Source organism: Luteolibacter algae (genome assembly GCF_042683045.1).
GTDB classification, from domain to species: domain Bacteria; phylum Verrucomicrobiota; class Verrucomicrobiia; order Verrucomicrobiales; family Akkermansiaceae; genus Luteolibacter; species Luteolibacter algae.
This window is the reverse complement of record NZ_JBHUIT010000017.1, coordinates 137,756-153,236: the sequence shown is the minus strand read 5'-3', so window position 1 is coordinate 153,236 and position 15,481 is coordinate 137,756. Positions and strand designations below refer to the sequence as shown.

At 51.2% G+C, this 15,481-nt stretch carries 17 protein-coding genes and 1 riboswitch; of the genes, 7 read left to right on the top strand and 10 right to left on the bottom strand.

Features of this window, described 5'->3' with window-relative positions; all coding sequences use genetic code 11:
* The first annotated feature begins 44 nt into the window (after positions 1-44).
* The 7 genes from ACFSSA_RS09855 (at position 45) to tsaE (ending at position 4,290) form a co-directional block, all read left to right on the top strand.
* Entirely contained in the window at positions 45-443 is a 399-nt protein-coding gene (locus tag ACFSSA_RS09855) for a type II secretion system protein (RefSeq protein ID WP_386820275.1), read from the top strand.
* On the top strand, positions 440-889 hold the full coding sequence (locus tag ACFSSA_RS09850) for a hypothetical protein (RefSeq protein ID WP_386820274.1): 450 nt from the start codon (positions 440-442) through the stop codon (positions 887-889). Before ACFSSA_RS09855 ends, ACFSSA_RS09850 begins: the two co-directional genes overlap by 4 nt.
* On the top strand, positions 886-1,629 hold the full coding sequence (locus tag ACFSSA_RS09845; RefSeq protein WP_386820273.1) for a hypothetical protein: 744 nt from the start codon (positions 886-888) through the stop codon (positions 1,627-1,629). Before ACFSSA_RS09850 ends, ACFSSA_RS09845 begins: the two co-directional genes overlap by 4 nt.
* Positions 1,626-2,468 (top strand): hypothetical protein, encoded by an 843-nt coding sequence (locus ACFSSA_RS09840; RefSeq protein WP_386820272.1) that lies wholly within the window; start codon positions 1,626-1,628, stop codon positions 2,466-2,468. The genes ACFSSA_RS09845 and ACFSSA_RS09840 overlap by 4 nt, the downstream gene beginning before the upstream one ends.
* Entirely contained in the window at positions 2,465-2,974 is a 510-nt protein-coding gene (locus ACFSSA_RS09835; RefSeq protein ID WP_386820271.1) for a hypothetical protein, read from the top strand. The genes ACFSSA_RS09840 and ACFSSA_RS09835 overlap by 4 nt, the downstream gene beginning before the upstream one ends.
* A gap of 81 nt (positions 2,975-3,055) precedes the next feature.
* The gene (locus tag ACFSSA_RS09830; protein ID WP_386820270.1) at positions 3,056-3,853 is read left to right on the top strand and encodes a DUF3108 domain-containing protein; all 798 of its coding nucleotides are present in this window, start codon (positions 3,056-3,058) and stop codon (positions 3,851-3,853) included.
* On the top strand, positions 3,850-4,290 hold the full coding sequence (gene tsaE / locus ACFSSA_RS09825; protein WP_386820269.1) for a tRNA (adenosine(37)-N6)-threonylcarbamoyltransferase complex ATPase subunit type 1 TsaE: 441 nt from the start codon (positions 3,850-3,852) through the stop codon (positions 4,288-4,290). The genes ACFSSA_RS09830 and tsaE overlap by 4 nt, the downstream gene beginning before the upstream one ends.
* A 26-nt stretch (positions 4,291-4,316) precedes the next feature.
* Here the strand turns inward: tsaE and ACFSSA_RS09820 are convergent, their stop codons facing one another.
* The 10 genes from ACFSSA_RS09820 to ACFSSA_RS09775 form a co-directional block, all read right to left on the bottom strand.
* Positions 4,317-4,448 (bottom strand): hypothetical protein, encoded by a 132-nt coding sequence (locus ACFSSA_RS09820; protein WP_386820268.1) that lies wholly within the window; start codon positions 4,446-4,448, stop codon positions 4,317-4,319.
* 142 nt (positions 4,449-4,590) lie between these two features.
* A complete protein-coding gene (locus ACFSSA_RS09815) occupies positions 4,591-5,892 on the bottom strand; it encodes a DUF1501 domain-containing protein (RefSeq protein WP_386820267.1) in 1,302 nt (433 codons plus the stop codon).
* 45 nt (positions 5,893-5,937) lie between these two features.
* A complete protein-coding gene (locus ACFSSA_RS09810; protein WP_386820266.1) occupies positions 5,938-7,857 on the bottom strand; it encodes a DUF1549 domain-containing protein in 1,920 nt (639 codons plus the stop codon).
* A 427-nt stretch (positions 7,858-8,284) separates the two neighbouring features.
* The gene (htpG, locus tag ACFSSA_RS09805) at positions 8,285-10,129 is read right to left on the bottom strand and encodes a molecular chaperone HtpG (RefSeq protein WP_386820265.1); all 1,845 of its coding nucleotides are present in this window, start codon (positions 10,127-10,129) and stop codon (positions 8,285-8,287) included.
* A 120-nt stretch (positions 10,130-10,249) separates the two neighbouring features.
* Complete coding sequence (locus ACFSSA_RS09800; RefSeq protein ID WP_386820264.1) at positions 10,250-10,645, bottom strand: (deoxy)nucleoside triphosphate pyrophosphohydrolase; 396 nt, start codon at positions 10,643-10,645, stop codon at positions 10,250-10,252.
* Positions 10,642-11,673, bottom strand: a complete 1,032-nt coding sequence (locus tag ACFSSA_RS09795; RefSeq protein ID WP_386820263.1) for a hypothetical protein — start codon at positions 11,671-11,673, stop codon at positions 10,642-10,644. The genes ACFSSA_RS09800 and ACFSSA_RS09795 overlap by 4 nt, the downstream gene beginning before the upstream one ends.
* Positions 11,674-11,976: 303 nt before the next feature.
* Positions 11,977-12,213: a hypothetical protein gene (locus ACFSSA_RS09790; RefSeq protein ID WP_386820262.1), complete on the bottom strand. Its 237-nt coding sequence runs from the start codon at positions 12,211-12,213 to the stop codon at positions 11,977-11,979.
* Between the two features lie 212 nt (positions 12,214-12,425).
* Positions 12,426-14,411, bottom strand: coding sequence for a phosphomethylpyrimidine synthase ThiC (gene thiC, locus ACFSSA_RS09785; RefSeq protein WP_386820261.1), 1,986 nt, complete (start codon positions 14,409-14,411; stop codon positions 12,426-12,428).
* A 75-nt stretch (positions 14,412-14,486) separates the two neighbouring features.
* Positions 14,487-14,600: riboswitch (TPP riboswitch) on the bottom strand.
* A gap of 72 nt (positions 14,601-14,672) precedes the next feature.
* Entirely contained in the window at positions 14,673-15,011 is a 339-nt protein-coding gene (locus tag ACFSSA_RS09780; RefSeq protein ID WP_386820260.1) for a hypothetical protein, read from the bottom strand.
* Entirely contained in the window at positions 14,995-15,396 is a 402-nt protein-coding gene (locus ACFSSA_RS09775) for a hypothetical protein (RefSeq protein ID WP_386820259.1), read from the bottom strand. Before ACFSSA_RS09775 ends, ACFSSA_RS09780 begins: the two co-directional genes overlap by 17 nt.
* Between the last annotated feature and the right edge of the window lie 85 nt (positions 15,397-15,481).

Below are 15,481 nucleotides of genomic sequence, written 5' to 3'. Positions count from 1 at the left end.
TTCAAGCTTTGCAAGAACATTAATATAGGTTAAATACCTTTCCAATGAATTGCAGCACTTCAAAAAACGGCTTCACGCTACTGGAAATGACCGTTGTCATTATGGTGCTGCTTACCCTCATAGGGGTTGGCCTCTCGGTATCCAACCAATACGGAAGATGGAAGCTAGGACGCACTGCTTCGGAAGAACTCCGCACGGTTTACGCCGCGCAAAGAATGTATTTGGCAGATCACCCCACGGCTGCTGTCAACGGGATCCGAGCCGCTGATATCATCCCCTACCTGGCCAATCGTGCAGTGGAGATACCCACCGTAACTTCCCTCGACGGTGAAATTCTGACCATTAACGTCAACACCTCTCCTCCAACCATAAATGATGGAGAAGATGGCGTATACGATCCTTCTGGCGATTTCTCGGATTCATTATGGGACGTAGGCGAATGAAATTTGCGAGCTTTACCATTGTTCTGTTTCTCAGCGCGCTGTTCTCGACAGCTGCGGAGTTCCGTCATGTCGGTGACTATCTGCTGAAATCCCACTTTAAAATTACCGGGGCGGTCACGACTCCAATCCCGATGAAATCGATTGCCTTTCACGTCTATACCGACGGGGTCACGATCAGAATTGTCCCGGAAGGTGAAGAAGACGCCCATACTAGTTTCGAAATTTACCGTTCGGATGGTATCGGCCGCCAGCGCCCGGGATCCGGTGCCCTGGAGGTCATTCCCGGCATCCAGGCCTCAACCTGTTCCGGCAACACGCTTCGGCACTTGCGCCTCAGCAAGGAGTCCATGACTCTAACTACTTTTCCAGGCGTGTCAGATCAGACGATCGTGAGCTATGCCGTGGCTGCCGAACGTATTCCCCCTGATCCAGTAGAACAACCATGAGACCCATCCCCAAAGAAGAAGGTAGCAAGGACATCAGCCGTCCCATACCTTCGATCCCCCTGAATACTCCTGGATCCTACTCCACCTCCAATCGGCGCGTGGCATCATGCCCGGTCCAGAAGGTCTATCCGTGGCTGCTTTTTGCCAGCACGGCTGTCGCTGCCACGTTTTGCTTAGCCTACATCACCAAGCCAGTCATTGTTACGGAAAATCCCAATGGCTCCCCGGAGCAGGAGATTTCCTCCACAGCCTCATCCGATCTGCCTCCCGGCACGATTCCTCATAACAAGATCACTCCAGACCGCAGGAGCCTGCCCGGAGAAAGCCCGAAAACAGGCCAGGCGCTGCCACCAGCATTAACTACCGATTACGAAGAAACGAATCTTCGTATCCAGCACGTGCTCGACGCAGAAAGCCCGGGCGGCGACGTCAGCCGCATCGTTATTGACGTGCCGGTGTTATATCAAAGCCGCAACCTTCTCTGGACTCAGCGAGAAGTCTCAAAGGCCCGCGAACTACTGGAAAAACTGACCATTCATCAGGAGAAAACCCGCGATCTGCGCGATGAAGGAAAGGCTCTTTTATCTGCCTGGAATCAACTGATGGAAGCCTCCATCCCCGGCAGAGCTTTGAGAGCCGACAGCCCCACCTTACCGGCGAATCAACGCAACATCTACGATTCCTCACAGAACTCTTCTGATACGAAGGAAACAATCAAACTCCAGATATCCGAAGAATGAGCAAGCACCCGTTTCATATCCTGACCCTTCTTTGCACCTTTAGTCTTTTCGTTCAGGCGCAGAATCTGGAGCCAGCCAAAGATGACGGGCCGGGGCCGGATGAGGTCCAGAAAGCCATTGAGGAATTCAACCGTCTCAAAATGGAGGGACGAAAAAAGGCCAACGAGGTGACAGTGGTTCTGGATCCGCCAGAGCCTCCCGCGCCCCGCGCTATCGAGGTAATCGAAGAAGATCTGGAAAAGCCGGAAGCCAAGAAACCTGTCTTGGTCAGTGGGAAGCCGCCTCAGAGCGATCCGGCTGAGGAGATGGAACGTAAGACGATCCAAGAAAACCCGGCAACGGACACTCTTCCAACGGAGTCCGCAGAGCAGAACCAAGAGGCAACTCCTACGGATGAGCCGGGTCTTGAAGTCCGGGTAGAATCAATCCGCAAAGGCTCCGGTATCATTGATCCCAAACAGGTTGCACTCAAAGCAAGCTTCCCGGCAAAACCCCTCGGCGATGCACCGCAGGGGTGGTTGATAGAGAAAGACACCGATGTGCCCAGTTTTATCCGAGAAGTCGAGCTTCAGCCCGGCACCACAATATCGCTCAAAATACAACCCCATGTGCTAACACCCCAACAGGACGGCTTAAACATTTTTTCAGTAACCGAGCCGGGTTACAATGCCGCACAAGGATACGGTCAGGAGCAAACCGTCGGAGCGATACTCGGAAAATCGATCATTCAGCTGGACGAAGACTCGAAACAGCTTGGAAATGCCCTTTCCGAACTTCATCGTCTGCTCGCGTCTCTCCCGCAAGCTGAAGCCCCCATCGAGGAAATTGTAAAACCATGAACCCAACTCCACCACTCCTTTGCGGAACGCTGCTTGCGGCCATGATGGCTGCAGGTGTGAGTCACTATTGGTCAGTGCAAAATTTTGTCACCGATTATCCGAATATCACCGGCATCCAAATGGCGTCTGTTGAAACTGCTTCCGCAAAGCCGCAATCTGAGAGCAATCCGAAGTTGGATCGTAAAAATGAAATCCAGCCCGTTGTAAAATCAGAACCTGAAGAAACGATGCCTGTAGCTGCGGCAGAATCCCCACCACAGGAATTTTATGCGGCATTGGTCAATGAACTCAAAAAATTGCGCGATGAAAACAGGGACTTGAAAGACCTCATGGGGGAGACGAACCGGGATGTGATGAAACTGCAATTTCAAGTCGATACCTATTCCGAGTCCTTTCGTCCGCTACCTACGTCAGAAGACCGCAGCGACACCACGTTCGAGTTTTCCAACGAGCTTCCTGGAGTTTTGCCGCCACGTGCAAATCCTGTTTATCAGCTGGATGAGTAGTCAAAGTGTGCGATGTTTTCTCCCATTCCTGTCGTCGTAGCTCACAAACCAGCCGCCTCACAGAATGGGTCACACTCTATCATGCGCGTCTTATTCCTCATCTATTGCAGTGTCGTCACGTCGTATTCCGCACCTGCGTGGACGACGCAACTTACGGGGGAAACGGCGGGATCCCATCCAATGATCGAGCCCTCGGTTCTCGATTTCAGCCTCAGCTGGAAGGGAATGGTAAAAGCAGGGAAACTTCGTTTGGAGTTTTCTCCGCAGGGTGTGTCCAAGCCGGGATCACTCGTCGTTAAGTCCACCGCCTCCAGTCTTGGTCCTGCAGCCACACTTTTTCCTTATACTCACAGCTATTGGTCGGAGATCCAACCTGGCTCCCTACGCTCAAAGTATTTCCACTCCATCGAAACTGATGACGATGAATCAGTTGTTACCATCAATCGCTATTCTTCCGGGACAGTTGTTACCTCCGAGGCAACGAAGACTCTCGGCACCGGATCGACCACTAAGCATGATTACCGGTTTCCCTTCGGACCAGCGAGAGACATGTTCTCCGCCATCCTTCATATACGTAGCCAGACGCTAAATACCGGGGATAATTACGGCCTCCTTCTTCTACCGTTCAAGAGCCCCTATCTATTAACGGTAACGGTTGAAGGGCGGGAAAAACACCTGGGGAAGGAATCGATCCGATTGAGCTTTTCAATGCGTAAAATTGATCGTGATCGTCACACCTTGGTTCCCTACAAAAAACTCAAGAAACCGGTAACATTGTGGCTTAGCGATGATGATGACCGGATACCCCTTGAGGTCCGCGCATCAGTCTATATCGGTGATGTGAGAGCTATTTTAACTCATTTTAAGAAAACGACATGATTCCAAAAGTCATCCCCACCCCTGCGGTCATGATGGAGACCGGGCACTCATTTGCTTCGAATGCAAAATCAGGAGATGTGTTCGCTCTGGTCGGAACGCTGGGCACCGGGAAAACCCACTGGTCAAAAGGATTTATCAGCCAGATTGATCCGGAAGCCACAGTCACGAGCCCTACATTCAGTATCGTCAATGAATATCATGGCGGGAGACTATCAGTGTATCATTTCGATCTTTATCGACTCAAAAGTGACGAGGAGCTCTTGGCACTCGGTTGGGATGAATATCTTGACCAGAACGGTGTTATTATTTGTGAGTGGGCTGACCTTTTCCCATCTCTTTTACCAGATAATGCTATCTGGCTGGAGATCACTCATCAACCGGATGGATCACGGAAAATCAGTAAAATAGAAAGGCCGGTGGAGCCCACCGACCTTTGAAAAACATTAATTCAAACTAGAAAGTTTTAATAGCCTGCGGCACTCGCAGCAGTTTTGGCCGCGGCCTGCACACTTCTGACCGTGGCCATTGGAATTCCACAGGAACTAAATGCTCCACTGACAAGTAATACGAGGCCGATCTTAACTAGGTTTTTCATCGAAGCGAGTCTCTCAAAGAGCATTGCTTCGTCAAGAAAACGTTTTCAACTGCTGCAAGTATCCAAAGTTTCCTACCTCAAAAAAAAGGCCACCCGGTATTCCCAGGCAGCCTTCTTTTATATCGAGGAAATTCTTCTCCTTTTATCCAAAGATCGAGGTGATCGGCATTCCTTTATCCGCCAGTTTAAACGGCCGCTTGGTAGGCGACATCATAACCAGATCGTAGGGGAGTCCGAGAGCGTAGGCGATCGTGGCATTGAAATCCTGGACACTAACCTTATTCTCTTTGACCTTCGCGCCAGAAGTATCGGTCAGGCCGTATTTCATTCCTCCTTTGACGCCGCCGCCGGCAAGAACACAGCTGAACGCGCTGGGATGGTGATCCCGTCCGTCATTATGGTTGGTATCAATCTTCGGAGTGCGTCCAAATTCCGTTGCAACGACAACGAGTGTATCCTGCAGTTTTCCCCGCTTCTCCAGATCGATTAGAAGAGCCGCGTAGGCTTGGTCGAATTCTTTGCAGCGTCCTTCGACCGCTGTGAAGTTGTCATAATGGGTATCCCAGCCGCCCAGCTGAACCTCCACAAAACGGACATCGTGTTCCACCAGGCGACGGGCAAGAAGACATCCTTGGGCAAAGGTTCCACTGCCGTATAGATCTCGTGTTTCCTGATCTTCCTCACCGATATTGAAAGCCGCCAGGTCCTTTGAATTCATCAAGGAAATTGCTTCACGGTAGAGCTCTTCATAGGCTTTTACATCGGTGTTCGGATAGCGGCTGTGAAATTGTTGGTTCAACTTATCTGCAAGCGTAAGGCGCCTGGAAAAGTCCTCCTTACTCACATCGTGGGCACGCGAGGAGTCTTGCAACCCTTCATCCGGCCGACCGATTGGTGCCGCAGAGAATTTCGCACCGAAGAAACCACCTCCAGTGGACTCGGGGGCGGAGTTTACTGCTACGAAGCCAGGCAATTCCGGATGCATCCGGCCGCCGAGCTTAACGACCCACGAGCCCAGTGCCGGATGCTTGATGGTTCCGCGGGGTGAATAGCTGGTGTGCATCATGTAGACACCCTGCTCGTGCGCTCCCTGTGTGGAGTTCATCGAGTTGATGATACACATCTTATCCGTCACCTGAGCTGTCTTCGGCAAAAATTCACTAATCTCGACTCCGTCAACCTTACTTTGAATTGTCTTGGTAGGCCCCATGACATCCTTCTTCTTCGGCTTCGGATCAAAGGTATCGAGATGGCTCATTCCGCCATTCATGAATAGGTAGATAACATGCTTCGCCTTGGCTCCCTTTGCTGCACCTTCCGCAGCAGCACTGGCGATTGTGGGTCCCAGCATGGGAAATAAGTGCACGCCCAGATATGCTCTTGCGGCATTCAACATGAATTGACGGCGGGTGGGCTCGTCGGCTTTGTTTAAAAATTGTTTCATGGTTTTTTAATGATTGAGTTGGGTTTGAAGCGGCCGAGGCAGGTTTTATTGTAGAAAAAGGAATTCAGAGGACATGACGAGGGCCGATACGATATTTCTAAAGCCTTCCTCACCTTGATTTTTGACCTCATCAAGCATCCAGCCCATTTCCTCTTCAGAAGGCGGCCGGTTTAAAATAGCCACATACAACCTGCGGATCTTCTCCATATCGGAACTTGCTCCCTCCAGGCTCTTGTAAATATGCGCATCGCTGTTCCCCACGAGCTTTTTCTGAACATAGCCGTTCATCAAGGAAAGAACCTGCCCGACGTTTGGCTCCTTGGTTGCGCCTTCCACGACTAGACGATCAGAAGCGCCGAATAGGTAGAGGAAGTGCTCCCGGGGAGCCGGAGATGGAAGCTCGGATGCCCTAACGGGATCATATTTTCCATATTTTGTGACAGCGGCCATTCCGGACATCATATCAGACCCTTTCCCCCGATTTGATTTCGAGTAGCCCGAGTCATTGAGCTTTTTCATGAAATTATTGAAATATTTTCTGACCTCCGCCTCTGATTGCAAGGCGAGCACTTCATCCGTTAATTGAACCATGTCCATTTCGCCTTCGAGAACGGGGCTGTAACGCACGTGGATCCGGTTATCAACCGAACGGCGTGGCTTCTGGTCAGGATCACCATCGGACAGTGTAATCAACGAATCCCAGATCTGTTCCGCAGACAAGCGCTCGATCTTACGACCGTGGAAATCATCACCACCCGCCACGACAGAGGGGTTCGGATTCGTCGCGAACTGGAAGGTTTTTGTAAGCAACAGCACATGCTGGAAGGCTTTGAGATCATAATCCAACTCGTGCATCAATTTGGCAATATCTGTGACAAGCTCAGGATAAACTGTGTCCGAAGCTTCGATGTATTCGTCCACAGGCTCATAAATTCCCTTGCCCATCACGCGCTTCCACATGCGGTTGGCAATGACGCTCGAAAATTGCGGTCCGGTGCGGTTGACAATCCAATCCGCGAGCTGTTCGCGGCCGTTGTTTTCTTGTTTCCGCTCGGACATTCTTACGGTTTTGCCAAAAGGCGTTTCCGCACCTATCAACTCGCCTGGATCGCCATCACGGTATTGATAATCATCCGGTAATTTGATCTTTCCTTCTCCCCCGCCCCGCAGGGACATCCCATAGATCCTATCCAAAAACAAGCGACCCACATCAAATTCCACACTCCCCCCGGTGTTGTTTGCACGGATCTCATCCCACAATTTTTTGAAATAGCGTTCGTTAATGGTGTCCTGACCATTGGTAAATGCTGCGAGATGATAGAAATCACGCCGTTCGGTTTCGCCGAATGGATCATCATGACACTGTGCACACTCCATATGCGCACCGGTGAAAATCCGCATGGAATTGGACAAATTATCCAGCGGCATTCCTTTATCGATTGTATAATAGCCGACGGCCGCCGATTTCGGATCCCATCCATTCCCCGAGCTGGTCAATAGTTCTGTAACAAAATCATCCCACGGCATATTCTCATCCATCGCGGAGCGGATCCATTCCCGGTATGGTTCTGTATTGGCCTGCCCCCCAGTGCGCTCGTCGCGGAGACGAAGCAGATCGAACGCCCAGTTCGTCATGTGGCTTGAGTAACCTTTTGAATTCATCAGGTAATTCACCAGGTCCGCCCGCTTGTTCTCATCCTCAATCTCCAGAAACGCCAGCGCCTCTTCCGCGGTTGGAATCCGTCCAATCGCCACCAGGAATGCCCTACGAAGGAATGTCGCATCATCCGTAACGTCCGGGACAGGTAGCTTCTTCTTCCGGTAGAAAGACGCGATATGAAAATCGATTTTCAGCGCCGCCTTCTCCAAAAACTCCGGATTGTCCTGAGGCCTGGGTTTAGCCGCTTGTCCGTGTAAAGGCACGGCAAGTGCTAGCGAGAGAATAATACAGTGTAACGATTTCATAAATTTTGGATTTGTAGGAAGATACGACTCCATAATTTGCAGTCAATCATTCAATCCTGGCAGGAACATGCCCACATAAGCCGTAAAGAGCTCACAAGTTATTCACAATTCCACTCAATCCGCTGTTTTCCAGGTCTTTCCGGATCGTCAAAAGCTTCACATTCCCAATTGTGAATAACTTGGGAAGAATTCTGAACAGCTCTTGGCAAGTCACACTAACACTTGATTATCAGTCAGTTACAATAAACCCAAATTTCAGTAAAACGCATACTTATTCACAATTATCCACATCCATTTTGATCCAGTCGAAAAAAAACTAGCCCCGGATGAGCTTAAAAAACTCAATACGGAGCTAGGTGAATTGCAGTGAATAACCAGCTTTTCCCAAGTTATTCACAACGGTATATTTACCTATTGTCGATCGGGATCAAGCCATCGCTTTCTCCATCAGACTGTTCATGCGCTGAATGGTATCCCTGGCATCATCCAGCAGGCCGGCCGAAATAAGCGCGTTATCCAGAAGCTGCGCTGCAACTAGTTTTGCCGTTTCAGGGGAGCTCGATTTACTCTGTGCAAGCTTTTTGATCAGCGGGTGACGTGGATTGATCTCAAGCTCGACTTTTACCTCATCTTTGAAATTTTCATCCATGGCCTTCATCATTTGACGGATCTGCGGGCTCATTCCGTCCTCTGGAACCAGGGCGATGATCGGACTTTCCACGAGGCGCTTACCTCCGGAAACCTTGGATACTTTTTCGCCCAGCTCGGAAGCAAGGAATTCGCAAAGACCTGTGACTTCCTCCTCGGAAAGCGCATCACCATCCTTCTCCATATCATCCAGTTCAACACCGGCATGGCGGATGGAGGCGAGCTTCTTGCCGTCAAATTCACCGAGGGCATCGACCACATATTCGTCCACGGCGTCGGTGAAATAGATGACTTCCAGCCCCCGTGCCTTGAAGGCCTCAACATAAGGGCCACTTTCGATCTGATCCCGATTCTGACCGACGAGGAAATAAATCTTTTCCTGACCATCCTTCATGCGCCCGACATAATCCACCAAGCTGCAGACCTCTCCGGCATCAGTCATGGAGGTTTCAAAACGAAGCAGTTTTGCAAGCGCGTCCTTGTTCGCGAAGTCAGTTGCAATTCCTTCTTTGAAGAAGCGCTCGAATTTTTTGTAGAAATCCCTATATTTCGCGGGGTCCGCACTTGCCTCCTTCTCAAACATTTTGATGATACGTTTGCTAAGAACGTTGTTGAGCTTTTTGACAAGCGCGCTGTCCTGCATTGTCTCACGGGAGATATTCAATGGAAGGTCCGCACTGTCGACAACGCCTTTTACAAAACGGAGCCACTCGGGAAGGAGACCTTTTGGCTCCGGATCGATCAGGACTTTTTTACAATAGAGCGAAACGCCACCATCGACTTTTCCAAAGCCCATCTTCTCCGGATTTTCGCCGGGAACAAAAATCAGGGAATTAATTGAAATGGGTGCGTCCGCACTAAAGTGCATGCGGTAAACTGGCTCATCGAAGGACTTGCAGGCAAATTGGTAAAAGGCTTTATACTGCTCTTCGGAGACTTCGGATTTGTTTTTCAGCCAGAGAGCCTCAACCTCGTTGATGCGCTTTCCATCCAACAAGATCGGAAAACCTACAAAATTGCTATAGCGCTCAATGAGGCTCTTGACGCGGAACTCTTCGGCAAAATCCACGCTGCTTTCGTTCAGGTGCAGAACGATTTTCACACCGCGCGGTAATTCGCCGACTTCTTCGATCTCATAGCCGGTTTTTCCATCGCTCTCCCAGCGGAGGTTTTCTCCATTTTCTTTCCACGAGCGGCTGTAAACCTCCACTTTGTCCGCAACCATGAATGCTGAATAGAAGCCTACTCCAAATTGGCCGATTAGTCCTGCCGGGCTGCCGCCGGATTCCTTCATCTGCTGTAAAAATGCCTTTGTGCCGGAATGCGCGATCGTCCCCAGATTTTCCACCAACTCTTCACGAGTCATCCCTACCCCACGATCCGTCAGGGTGATCGTTTTCGCCTCCTTATCCATTTCCAGGGTGATCTGGAGCTCGTCTCCGGCGTCCTTGAAGTTCTTCTCCGTCCCTTCGAGATGACGGACTTTTTCCATCGAATCCGAAGCATTCGAGATCAGCTCCCGGAGGAAAATGTCTTTGTCGGTATAAAGTGAGTGCACCACCAGTTCGAGCAACTGCTGGATTTCTGCTTGGAACACATGCTTCTCTGTCGTTGTTTCGCTCATGGTATAATAGGAATAGATTGGTAAAAGTTTTCTACAAAAACTCAGTCGGCAGCGAGATAGCCTTTCCGCCACCCTCTTGTCAAAAAAAACAGAGCTTGGTCGTCATCGCCCGCCGGGTGGCTATCGGAAACTGGCAGATATTTCCGTCATCAACGGGATATCCGCTTCAGCCCAATCGAGGGTTTTCAACTCGTCGCAAGTGCACCACTTCAGTTCCTCATGTTCCAAAGCGAAAGGACTCGCATTATCTGAAATACGACACCAATACCCGCGTAGCCGGATGGAGACCTGCCCATCGGTCCACTCCACGGCTGACCGCAGGGCGGTTCCTACCTCCACATCGATTTGCAATTCTTCCCTGAGTTCACGAATCAGAGCATCTTCTCCGGTCTCGCCGGGCTCAACCTTGCCTCCGGGAAATTCCCAGAGGCCGCCCAGATGCCGATCGAGCCCTCGGCGACAGGCGAGGATTCTCCCATCGCGCGCTTCAACAATACCGCACACCACTTCGATCATTCGCAATGCTTCGTTTCCTTCTTCTCAAAGTCCGGGAAATGCTTTTTTTCGCACTCATCGCAGATACTATGGCTGAACTTCGCTTCGCTATGAACCTGGATATAGGTTTCGAGCTGATGCCAATGTCCTTCATCGTCACGGATATCCTTGCAATACGAGCAAGTTGGCAGAATTCCACGCAGGATTTTCACTTCGTCCAGAGCGTTTCTCAAAGAGCCGATCAATCCTTCCTTGTCCTTCTCCAGCTGCTTCCGCCGCTCGATTTCCTGCTGGGCTAGACTCAGCTCCATGCGCACCTCTGTCACTTCTCTCAAAATTGCCAGAAGAGGGCGGTTCTCTATCTCCATCCCGCATTTTTGATTCTGCCAGCGGATGTAAATGTATAAGAATGGAAACGCGAAAACACAAATCACCAAGCGACTCACAAAAGTCCCCGACATGGTCTCGAGGTATCCCGGCGTCCCGGCGAATGCTCCGGATGAAAATAATAAAACATCAAGCCAAAGCACACCCAACAGGGTAAAAAAGGAGCGGGCCATTAATCTAACCTTGAAGCGGGGCTTCCCCAGAAATTCCCAGGCAATCGCTAGAAAAACCAAATCCGCGAATGCCGCGAATATTGAGGCGGAATATATCCGCAGACTCTGGGGTGGAAAATAATTCACTGTCGCGTCACCCGCCAAACGTATCTGCAGATGCAAAATAAATGTAACGATGGGGACCATAATTGACACTCCGACAATCGTGGAAATGGCGATCCTTGTAGCGCGCGGACCATCGAACACATAAACGACAAAAACTCCCAGCAACAGAGCCGTGTAAAAGACCGTCGACCCCACCCATAGGGATAATCCTCCCAATTCCACCCGGACACCGGCATCAGTCGTCCAAACCATTACCGCGGTCAAGCTCCCGATTAACGCGTAGAAGTGAGCTAACCCAAGCCGACTTCTCAACGAATGCGAGAGCAATACGAGGAAATAAACCGCTACGGCCTCGGCAATGAGAATTAGTAACTCTTTATTCATACAATTAGGGGGGAGCGCTCAGCCTTTCCATGATCTTAGCCGATGACATGAATTGCTATAGTCATTCTCTATATCCGCAGGCAAGCCCAAGGCCTTGCTTGACGGTAAATTGCAAAATTTGCAGTAAAATCCCTTCGCTCTTCGGTTTCGCGAGGAGAGTAGGCTCGAAACAATGCGTTAGGTGATAGAAGTCCCCAACCTGGGGGGCTTCCGGTTTTAATCACCTGATCCGAAAAACACTTTCCTGGCAACCAACAAGCTGCTCTCAAGATCGCGGGCAATCGATCTCACAAGAGATCAATGTTATTCTGCTTCCCGCTTTGCTGCGGCTTCAGCCTCAAGCTCGGCTTCGAAGTCGGCTTCCATTTTTGCCTGAAGCTCTTCCTCTGTCATATTGGAGGTGTCCTCCAATGCCGCTTGCTCGGCTGCACGTTGGGCCTCGAGTTTCTCGAATTTCGCTTCTTCGCGCGCTAAACGTTTGTTGAGCTTTTTCTGCTCACGTTCTCGTCTTTTGAGATCTTTGCTGGGTGTGAAAGCCATTGGTAAATTTCCGGTGATTTGTTCAGCAGAATTTACTGCCGGTTCTGGGCCAATCTCAGCCGCTGCACGTCCCCATAGTTCCCATCTGCCTTTTGGTGCAATAAAATTCAAGAATATGCGCATCAGCCAATTCTTGGGAGATACGAAAAAACGGCCTCCGCCTGGAAAGCGGAGACCGTTTGTCATTTTAAGACAGAAACCATCGGTGAGGTCTACGCCTTCACATAAACTTCCGCACCTGCTTCGGCGAATTCCTTGGATTTCTCCTCCATACCTTTTTCCAGAGCTTCCTGCTCGGAAATGCCTTGGTTCGCAGCATACTGCCGGACGTCTTCCGAGATCTTCATCGAGCAGAAGTGAGGTCCGCACATGGAGCAGAAGTGAGCGGTCTTTGCGCCTTCCTGCGGAAGAGTCTCGTCGTGGAATTCGCGAGCTGTTTCCGGATCAAGCCCGAGATTGAACTGATCTTCCCAGCGGAACTCAAAGCGTGCCTTCGAAAGCGCGTTATCACGGTATTGAGCACCCGGATGACCTTTTGCCAAATCCGCTGCATGTGCCGCAAGCTTGTAAGTGATTACGCCGTCTTTCACATCTTTCTTGTTCGGTAATCCAAGGTGTTCTTTCGGAGTTACGTAGCAAAGCATCGCGCAGCCATACCAGCCGATCATCGCAGCACCAATTCCTGAGGTGATATGGTCGTAACCCGGAGCAATATCGGTAGTCAGAGGCCCGAGCGTATAAAACGGAGCCTCGTGGCACCACTCGAGCTGCTTGGCCATGTTTTCCTCAATCATGTGCATGGGCACATGGCCAGGGCCTTCATTCATGACCTGGCAACCCTTCGCCCAGGCACGGGTAGTGAGTTCACCCTGCACCTGAAGCTCGCCAAACTGGGCTTGATCGTTCGCATCCGCTACCGAGCCGGGGCGAAGCCCGTCACCAATCGAGAAGCTCACATCGTAGGCGGCGCAGATATCACAAATTTCATCCCAATGAGTGTATAGGAAATTCTCTTTATGATGCGAGAGACACCACTTTGCCATGATGGACCCGCCACGGGAAACGATCCCCGTCATGCGGCTGGCGGTCATCGGCACAAAGCGGAGGAGAACGCCCGCGTGAATCGTAAAATAGTCCACTCCCTGCTCCGCTTGCTCGATGAGTGTGTCACGGTATAGCTCCCAGGTGAGATCCTCAGCTTTGCCGTTCACTTTCTCAAGCGCCTGATAGATCGGCACCGTGCCGATTGGGACCGGGCTGTTACGGAGGATCCATTCGCGTGTCGCGTGGATATTCTTACCTGTGGAAAGATCCATCACAGTATCCGCACCCCATTTCGTCGCCCACCGCATTTTTTCCACTTCCTCTTCAATGGAGGAAGCAACCGCCGAGTTGCCGATGTTTGCGTTGATTTTAACGAGGAAATTCCGTCCGATGATCATTGGCTCACACTCCGGGTGATTGATATTCAGCGGGATAATCGCCCGCCCCGCAGCGACTTCGCTGCGCACGAACTCCGGAGTAATTTCCGCGGGGATACGCTGCGGAAACCGCTTGAAAATGCCAGGAGTGTAGGGGCTATCCGGAGACTGGTGGGAACCTGCGTGCTGCTTCTCAAGATCATTGCGGAGAATATCATCCTTCATGTCCGCGATTTGTGCGCGACGCATATTCTCACGGATTGCGATGAACTCCATTTCCGGAGTGATGATGCCGTTATCCGCATACCATTTCTGGGTGACCGGCTTGCCGGTTGAGCGCAGTGGTTTACGGCGCTCCGCAGTCAGTCCGGGAAATTCGATGAAACGGTTAGCGCGTTCCGATTTCGAGGCAAACTCCGCGTGCTTCTCTGTGAGATAGCCATTATCCTGCGGCTGGACCTCTCGCCCGTCGTATGCTTCGACATCCCCGCGTTTCAGAATCCACTCCCGGCGCAGAGCCGGTAGACCTTCCTCGGAAGAACCTTGAAACTCCGGATCACCCCAGGGTCCGGAACAATCATAAACCCGCACAGGCTCGTTTTGTTCAATACGTCCGTTGAAGGATTTGGTATCGTTCAGCGCGATCTCGCGCATTGGCACGCGGACTTCCGGATGCATTTCTCCCTGCACATATACTCGGGTTGAGGCCGGGAGGGGCGCACGGGACTCATCGTGACTGGTGTTTTCGCTGCCTGTGGTTTCGTCTGGGCTGATCATGATCGTTTTCTGTGTTCGTTTTAGAAAGTTTTGAGGAAAATTCCGCGAAACCAAACACCGATGGAAACAAGAAAGGACCTAGCCTCCCCGACTCCCTCCGGCGGCATGATCCGCTTCAGGTTCGAAGGGTTTTTTCCGCGCGCCGGAAAATCTCGGCCTTTCGTTCGAATGGCTCCCCTGTCGTCATTGGATAGTCATCCGCAGACCGGAAAGTGTCAAGAACCCAGACCACGCTTGGGATTCCATGCGCGGCGCTAGCACTCAGTCCCGGCTCTTCATCCATTTCTCATGCCCCCATAGCCCCCAAACCACTCCGGCCAGCCCAAAGGTGAGAAAAAGAGGCGGCAGGGCGATTGTCAGAGAAGTCCCGATCGGCCCGATGGCATGCAGGAAATCGTCCGAGCCGAAAAAAGGATAGAGTAGAATGAAAACCCGTGCCGCCAATAATGCCACAGCACCATAAGCCATCATCGATCCACCCCAGGATCTTTCGCTTTTCGTCAGCTTCAGTGCGGCCAGAGCCAGAACTCCGAGTCCGATAATCCCCAGGGCATCGAAGACCAGCCCGTTTGTGACGATTGCTTCAAGCAACGGATTCATGAGTTCTTGCGAGTTTGGATTTCTCGGTAGCTGGGACCTGTTGCGCGACAGGCACGACAAACAGTCCAGAGTGAATTCCCACGCCTAGCCCGAAGACAAGCCAACCACAGTTCATGACCAGAATCTTTACCACATGCCACGCCAGCGCCGCTGCAGGATCCTGCATGGTCGCCCGGGAGTGAAACCGTTCGATAAGCCCCGCGTCATACATCGGCAGCAACATCGCATAACCTAGCCCGAGTAAAAATGCCCCGCCCACGATGAGTCGTGCCGACCAGCCCCTGAGGTCCTTCGCCATCCGCCAGGCGACAATCATCAGGAAAACCCCCATCACAATCATGAACACCGGGCGTGCGCCATCGATGGAAGCTATGGGAAAACTCATGGAAACAGTCATAACAATACAACATCAAACACTACCTAACTCCCTAAGCAAGAACTATCAACGACACTTTGGTTAGCTATAAATG